The sequence below is a fragment of the Streptomyces sp. LS1784 genome (assembly GCF_020103755.1).
Taxonomy (GTDB): Bacteria; Actinomycetota; Actinomycetes; order Streptomycetales; family Streptomycetaceae; genus Kitasatospora.
Genome location: NZ_JAHSQD010000473.1, coordinates 1 through 6,541 on the forward strand (window position 1 = coordinate 1; position 6,541 = coordinate 6,541).

The 6,541-nt window shown below is 74.3% G+C and carries 7 protein-coding genes; all 7 read right to left on the reverse strand.

What is annotated here, in order from left to right:
- A partial coding sequence (locus KS423_RS35045; RefSeq protein WP_224283785.1) for a hypothetical protein occupies positions 1 to 243 on the reverse strand: 243 nt, incomplete at its 3' end.
- Positions 244 to 673: 430 nt separating this feature from the next.
- Entirely contained in the window at positions 674 to 1,465 is a 792-nt protein-coding gene (locus tag KS423_RS35050; protein ID WP_224283786.1) for a type III pantothenate kinase, read from the reverse strand.
- A gap of 47 nt (positions 1,466 to 1,512) precedes the next feature.
- Positions 1,513 to 2,475, reverse strand: coding sequence for a carboxylating nicotinate-nucleotide diphosphorylase (gene nadC / locus KS423_RS35055; RefSeq protein WP_224283787.1), 963 nt, complete (start codon positions 2,473 to 2,475; stop codon positions 1,513 to 1,515).
- A gap of 4 nt (positions 2,476 to 2,479) precedes the next feature.
- Positions 2,480 to 4,150, reverse strand: a complete 1,671-nt coding sequence (locus tag KS423_RS35060; RefSeq protein ID WP_224283788.1) for an L-aspartate oxidase — start codon at positions 4,148 to 4,150, stop codon at positions 2,480 to 2,482.
- A gap of 15 nt (positions 4,151 to 4,165) precedes the next feature.
- Positions 4,166 to 4,615 (reverse strand): aspartate 1-decarboxylase, encoded by a 450-nt coding sequence (panD, locus tag KS423_RS35065; protein WP_224283789.1) that lies wholly within the window; start codon positions 4,613 to 4,615, stop codon positions 4,166 to 4,168.
- A 77-nt stretch (positions 4,616 to 4,692) separates the two neighbouring features.
- The gene (panC, locus tag KS423_RS35070) at positions 4,693 to 5,598 is read right to left on the reverse strand and encodes a pantoate--beta-alanine ligase (protein ID WP_224283790.1); all 906 of its coding nucleotides are present in this window, start codon (positions 5,596 to 5,598) and stop codon (positions 4,693 to 4,695) included.
- Positions 5,599 to 5,749: 151 nt separating this feature from the next.
- Positions 5,750 to 6,541 (reverse strand): Rossmann-like and DUF2520 domain-containing protein (locus KS423_RS35075; protein WP_224283791.1); only part of this gene is annotated, 792 nt, incomplete at its 5' end.

Here is a 6,541-nt window from a genome sequence, read left to right on the forward strand (position 1 = left end):
CACGGCCGCGTTCGGCGGCCTGCTGCCCGGGCCCGGCACGGTGGCGGTCGGCGCGTCGCCGGGCGGGTCGCCGAGCGCCGCCGCCCCGATCACCGGGCCGGAGTTCCTGGGGATGCTCACCGAGCTGCTGCCGCAGGGGGCGGTGCAGGTGGGCGAGGCCAGGGGCACCGAGAGCGACACCCCGCAGCTGCGGCTGGTCCTGGACGACGGGAACGGCCCGGCCCAGTACCTGTTCTGGATCACGCGGTCCTACGGTGCCGACAGGACCTGCCCGCCCTCGCCGATCGGTGGTGACGCCTGCACCGAGACGGCCCTCCCGGACGGAGGCCACCTGCGCCTCTACCAGGCCGCCACCCGGGACGGGGAACCGACCGGCTCGAAGGTGTGGTCCGCCCTGCTGACCGGGCCCGGCTACCAGATGCTGCTCCAGGAGTGGAACCGCGAGCCGCTGGAGCAGGGCGCGCCGATCACCCGGACCGACCCGCCGCTGACGCCGGAGCAACTCGCCGCGGTGGTGAAGGACCCGCGCTGGCGGAAGGTCCTGGAGGCACTGCCTGGGAGCCTGGTGATGGTGACCGTCCCGCCGGGCACGACCATCGGGATCGGCGGGGGCTTCCCGTCGGGGGGGAATGGTACCCGCGGACGGCCCCAACGCCCGCTCCCTGAGCGCGGCTCAGCCGGCGGCGGGCCGGTTGCGCTCGTACACCAGGCGCAGGCCGATCAGGGTCAGCCAGGGCTCGTGCACGTCGATGGTGGTGGCCTCGCCGAGGACCAGGGGCGCGAGGCCGCCGGTGGCGATCACCTGGACGTCGTCCGGGTCCTTGGCCAGCTCCCGGGCCATCCGCTCGACCAGGCCGTCGACCTGGCCGGCGAAGCCGTAGAGGATGCCGGACTGCATGCCCTCGACGGTGTTCTTGCCGATCACGTTGCGCGGGCGGGCCAGCTCGATCTTGCGCAGCTGGGCGCCGCGGACGCCGAGCGCCTCGACCGAGATCTCGATGCCGGGGGCGATCGCGCCGCCGACGTAGTCGCCGCGGGCGTTGACGGCGTCGAAGGTGGTCGCGGTGCCGAAGTCGACCACGATGCACGGGCCGCCGTACAGGTGGTTGGCGGCCAGCGCGTTGACGATCCGGTCGGCGCCGACCTCCTTGGGGTTGTCCATCAGGACGTGCACCCCGGTCTTCACGCCGGGCTCCACGATCACCGCGGGGACGTCGCCGTAGTAGCGGCGGGTCACCTCGCGGAGCTCGTGGAGCACGGCGGGGACGGACGAACAGATCGCCAGGCCCTCCACCGCGGCCTCCCGGACCGCGGTGTGGTTGCCCATCAGCCCTTGCAGCAGCACCGCCAGTTCATCGGCCGTGCGGCGCGGATCGGTGGAGATCCGCCAGTGTTCCACCACGTCCTCGCCGTCGAACAGGCCGAGCGTGGTCTGGGTGTTGCCGACGTCGATGGTGAGGAGCACGGGGACGCTTTCTGCGAGTCGGGACAGGTCTGTTCTCGCCCTGACGGTCAGGCGCGCAGGTCCAGGCCGATGTCCAGGATCGGCGAGGAGTGGGTGAGCGCGCCCACGGCCAGGTAGTCGACACCAGTCTGGGCGACCTCGCGCGCGCTGGCCAGGGTCAGTCCGCCGGAGGCCTCCAGCTTCGCCCGGCCCGCCACCAGCGCGACGGCCTCCTTCAGCTGCCCGACGGTGAAGTTGTCCAGCAGGATCAGGTCCGCCCCGGCCTCCAGCACCGGCGGGATCTGCTCCAGGGTGTCCACCTCGATCTCGACCGGCAGCTCCGGGTACGCGGCCCGGACGGCCCGGAAGGCCTCGACCACGCCGCCGGCCGCGACCACGTGGTTGTCCTTCACCAGCGCGGCGTCGGAGAGCGCCATCCGGTGGTTGGCGCCGCCGCCGCAGCGCACCGCGAACTTCTCCAGGGCGCGCAGGCCCGGGGTGGTCTTGCGGGTGTCACGGACCACCGCGCCGGTGCCCTCCAGGGCGTCCGCCCAGGCGCGGGTCGCGGTGGCGATGCCGGACAGGTGGCAGAGCAGGTTGAGCGCGCTGCGCTCCGCGGTCAGCAGGTCGCGGGTGCGGGAGCGGACCGAGAGCAGCACCTGGCCGGCCTCCACCCGGTCGCCGTCCTCGACGTGCCGCTCGACCTCGAACTCCTCCTCGCAGACCAGCGAGACGACCGCCTCGGCGACCCGCAGGCCGGCCACCACGCCGGCCTGGCGGGCGGTGAAGTCGGCGGTCGCGACGGCCTCGGCGGGCACGGTCGCCACCGAGGTGACGTCCTCGCCGCCGGCCAGGTCCTCGGCCAGCGCCAGGGTGGCGATGTCCTCGACCTCGACCGGGTCCAGCCCGGCCTGCTCCAGCAGCTCGGCCAGCTGCGGGTCCAGGCCGGTCTCGTAGCCCTCGCCGTCCCCGCAGGCGCAGCCGTCGCCGCAGCCGCCGGCCATCGGGAGTTCCTCGTGGGAGTGGGTCATGGTTCTACTGCTCCTCAGGGGTGCTGACCGGGCCGCCGGTGGCGGCGAGGGTGGTGATCAGATGGCGTCGCCAGTGGGCGTCGTCGCGCTCGGGGAAGTCCTCGCGCCAGTGGCAGCCGCGGGTCTCCGCGCGCTGCGCGGCGGCCGCGACCAGCGCGGTGGCGACCAGCAGCAGGTTGGCGGCCTCCCAGGTCTCCACCCGGGGGTCGGCCGGCTTCTCCTCGGCGACGTGCGCGTAGCCCTGTTCGGCGATCAGGCCGAGCCCGGCCGCGGTGCCGGCCATCGAGGAGGCCGAGCGCAGCACGCCCGCGCCGCGCGACATCAGCCGCTGGATCTCGGCGCGCGCCTCGGAGGGTGGCAGCGGGACCGGGTGCGCGGACCGGGTGGCCTCGACGTCCACGGTGCGCTCGGGCAGCTCGCCGGCCCGGTGCCGGCCACTCAGGTCGGCGGCGATCCGCTCGGCGAAGACCAGGCCCTCCAGCAGCGAGTTGGAGGCCAGCCGGTTGGCGCCGTGCACCCCGGTGCAGGCGACCTCGCCGCAGGCGTACAGGCCGGGGACGCTGGTGCGGCCGTGCCCGTCGGTGCGCACGCCACCGGAGGCGTAGTGCGCGGCCGGGGCGACCGGGATCGGCTCGGTGACCGGGTCGATGCCGTGCGCGCGGCAGGAGGCGAGGATGGTCGGGAAGCGCTGCTCCCACATCTCGGCGCCGAAGTGCCGCCCGTCCAGGAACATGTGGTCGGCGCCCTGCTCCTGCATGCGCCGGGTGATCGCCTTGGCGACGATGTCGCGCGGGGCCAGTTCGGCCAGCTCGTGCTGCCCGACCATGAACCGGACACCATCCGCGTCCACCAGGTGGGCGCCCTCGCCGCGCACGGCCTCGGAGACCAGCGGCTGCTGGCCCTCGGCCTCCGGGCCGAGCCAGAGCACGGTCGGGTGGAACTGGACGAACTCCAGGTCGGTGACGGCGGCGCCGGCCCGCAGCGCGAGCGCCACGCCGTCGCCGGTGGAGACCGCCGGGTTGGTGGTGGCGGAGAAGACTTGGCCCATGCCGCCGGTGGCGAGCACCACCGCGCGGGCCCGGACGGCGCCCACGCCGTCGCGCTGGCCCTCGCCCATCACGTGCAGGGTGAGCCCGGCGGCGTGGCCCGCGGCGTCGGTGAGCAGGTCGAGGACGAGCGCGTGCTCGATCAGCTCGATGCCGGGGTCGGTGTGGACGGCGGCGACCAGGGCGCGCGATATCTCGGCGCCGGTGGCGTCTCCGCCCGCGTGGACGATCCGGTCGCGGTGGTGGCCGCCCTCGCGGGTCAGCAGGATCTCGCCGTCCTCGCCCCGGTCGAACAGGGCGCCGGTGGCGATCAGCCGGCGGACGGCGTCCGGGCCCTCGGTGACCAGGGTGCGCACGGCCTCCTCGTCGCAGAGCCCGGCGCCGGCCACCAGGGTGTCGTCCAGGTGCTGCTCGGGGGTGTCCCCCTCGCCCAGGGCGGCCGCGACGCCGCCCTGGGCCCAGCGGGTGGAGCCGTCGTCCAGCATCGCCTTGGTGACCACCATGACCCGCAGGCCGGCCTTGCGGACGTTGAGCGCGACGGTGAGGCCGGCGACCCCGGAGCCGACCACGACCACGTCGGTGGCGGCGGTCCAGCCGGGGGCCGGGGCGGTGAGGCGGTGCGTGGACATGGGTGGGTGGCTCCTTCAGCGCGAGGCGGCGTCGGCCGCGCCGTTGCCGTCACCGTACGCCCTGTCCCCCCGGAGCAGCCCGGTGCCCTCCTGGGCCTGTGCCGGGTCCCCGCCCAGGCCGGTGATCCGGTTCCGCTCGTCCACGAAGACGATCTTCGGCTCGTAGCCCTTGGCCTCGGCCGTGTCCATCTGCCCGTAGGCGATGAGTATGACCAGGTCGCCGGGGTGGACCAGACGGGCGGCGGCGCCGTTGATGCCGATCACGCCGGAGCCGCGCGGGCCGGCGATGGTGTAGGTCTCCAGCCGGGCGCCGTTGTTGATGTCGACGATGTGGACCAGCTCGCCGGGGAGCAGGTCGGCGGCGTCGAGCAGGTCCTCGTCCACCGTGACGGAGCCGACGTAGTGCAGGTCGGCCTGGGTCACGGTGGCCCGGTGGATCTTGGACTTGAGCATGGTGCGGAGCATGTGGTCACGCCTCCTGTGAGTGCATGCCGGAAAGGGGGTCCTGCTGCCGGTACTCGCTACCGGACGACGGTGCGGAACTACCGGACGATGATGCGGACGTTGTCGATCAGGCGGGTCGGGCCCACCTCCGCGGCGACGGCCAGCACCGCCTCGCCCTGGAAGTCGTCCGCCGCCTCCGAGAAGTCGTGCGGGTCGATCAGGGCGAGGTAGTCCAGGGTGACGCCCTCGGCGCCGTCCAGAACGGCCGAGGCGGCCTCGCGGACGGCCTTCGGGCCCTGCGCGGCGGCGTCCCGGCCGGCGAACAGGGCCTTGGACAGGGCGAGCGCGTGGGCGCGCTCCTGCGCCGACAGGTAGCGGTTGCGCGAGGACAGCGCCAGGCCGTCCTCCTCGCGGACCGTCGGCACGCCGACGATCTCGACGTCGAAGTCCAGGTCGGCGACCATCCGCTGGATGATCGCCAGCTGCTGGGCGTCCTTCTCGCCGAAGAAGGCGAAGTCCGGGTCGGTGATGTGCAGCAGCTTGGCGACCACGGTCAGCACGCCGTCGAAGTGGCCGGGCCGGGTGGCGCCCTCGTAGCGCTCGCCCATCGGGCCGGCCGCCATCCGCACCTGCGGCTCGCCGTTCGGGTAGACCTCCTCGACGGACGGCGCGAAGACCACGTCGGCGCCGTTCTCCTCGGCCAGCCGCAGATCGGCGTCGAGGGTGCGCGGGTAGCGCTCCAGGTCCTCGTTCGGGCCGAACTGGAGCGGGTTGACGAAGACCGTCACCGCGACCCGGCCCTCCCGGCCGACCTGCTTGCGGGCGGCCCGGATCAGCGCGGCGTGGCCCTCGTGCAGCGCGCCCATGGTCATCACGACGGCGTTGTCCACCGGCCGCTCGTCCGGCCAGAACGCGGCCTCGAAGTCGTCCACGGTGTGCGTGACGACGGCCCGGTGGACCTTCGGCGTCCGCTGGGGCTTGCTTCGCTGGGCCTTGCCCGCCATTCCTGCGCTCCTTCGATCATTCGGCTGCGCGACGTGTCGCCGCCTTGTTGCGCTCCGTCCCGTGCGGTAGCGCACCGGGCAGGGCTTGTCGGTCATGAGGCCGCTTCGGCGGCCGAGTGAGAAGCCCCGGTCCAGGCCGGGGAGGAGTCACTCAGCGCGTCTCCTCGTTGAGAGCGTCCAGCACAGCGGCCGCAGCGTCGGTCGAGAGAGTCCCGTTCGCCACCGCCCGCTGGGCGGTGGCACGGGCCATTGCACGATACGCCGCCGGGATGTCCGGGGACACCGTACTGAGCTGTGCCAGATGGCGCCGTACGGTGCCCGCGTCGCCCCGGGCGACCGGGCCGGTGAGGGCCGCGTCGCCGGAGCGCAGGCTGTTGTCCAGGGCGGCTCCCAGCAGCGGGCCGAGCATCCGGCCGGGCTCGGCGACGCCGGCCGTGCGCAGCAGGTCCATCGCCTGCGCGACCAGGGTGACCAGGTGGTTCGCGCCGTGCGCGAGGGCGGTGTGGTAGAGCGGGCGGACCTCCTCGGGCACCCACTCGGGTTCGCCGCCCATCTCCACCACCAGCGCCTCGGCGACCGGCCGCAGCTCCTCGGGAGCGGTCACGCCGAACGGGCAGCCGGCCAGCCGGGCCAGGTCCACCGAGGTGCCGGCGAAGGTCATCGCCGGGTGCAGGGCCAGCGGCAGCGCCCCGGCCCGGGTGGCGGGCTCCAGGATGGCGACGCCGTGCGCGCCGGAGGTGTGCACGACCAGCTGGCCCGGGCGGACGGCGCCGGTGGCGGCCAGTCCGGCCACCAGGTCGGCCAGCGCGTCGTCCGGGACGGTCAGCAGCACCAGGTCGGCGGCGGCCAGTACCTGCGGCGGGGTGACGATCCGCACGCCCGGCAGCAGCGCCTCGGCGCGGCGGCGGGAGGCGGCGGACACCCCGGAGGCGGCGACCACGGT

Bases quoted from the DNA above. Each gene is read 5' to 3' on its own strand.
- nadC (WP_224283787.1), bottom strand. From the start codon at position 2,475: ATGACCCACTCCCACGAGGAACTCCCGATGGCCGGCGGCTGCGGCGAC.
- KS423_RS35060 (WP_224283788.1), bottom strand. From the start codon at position 4,150: ATGTCCACGCACCGCCTCACCGCCCCGGCCCCCGGCTGGACCGCCGCC.
- panD (WP_224283789.1), bottom strand. From the start codon at position 4,615: ATGCTCCGCACCATGCTCAAGTCCAAGATCCACCGGGCCACCGTGACC.
- panC (WP_224283790.1), bottom strand. From the start codon at position 5,598: ATGGCGGGCAAGGCCCAGCGAAGCAAGCCCCAGCGGACGCCGAAGGTC.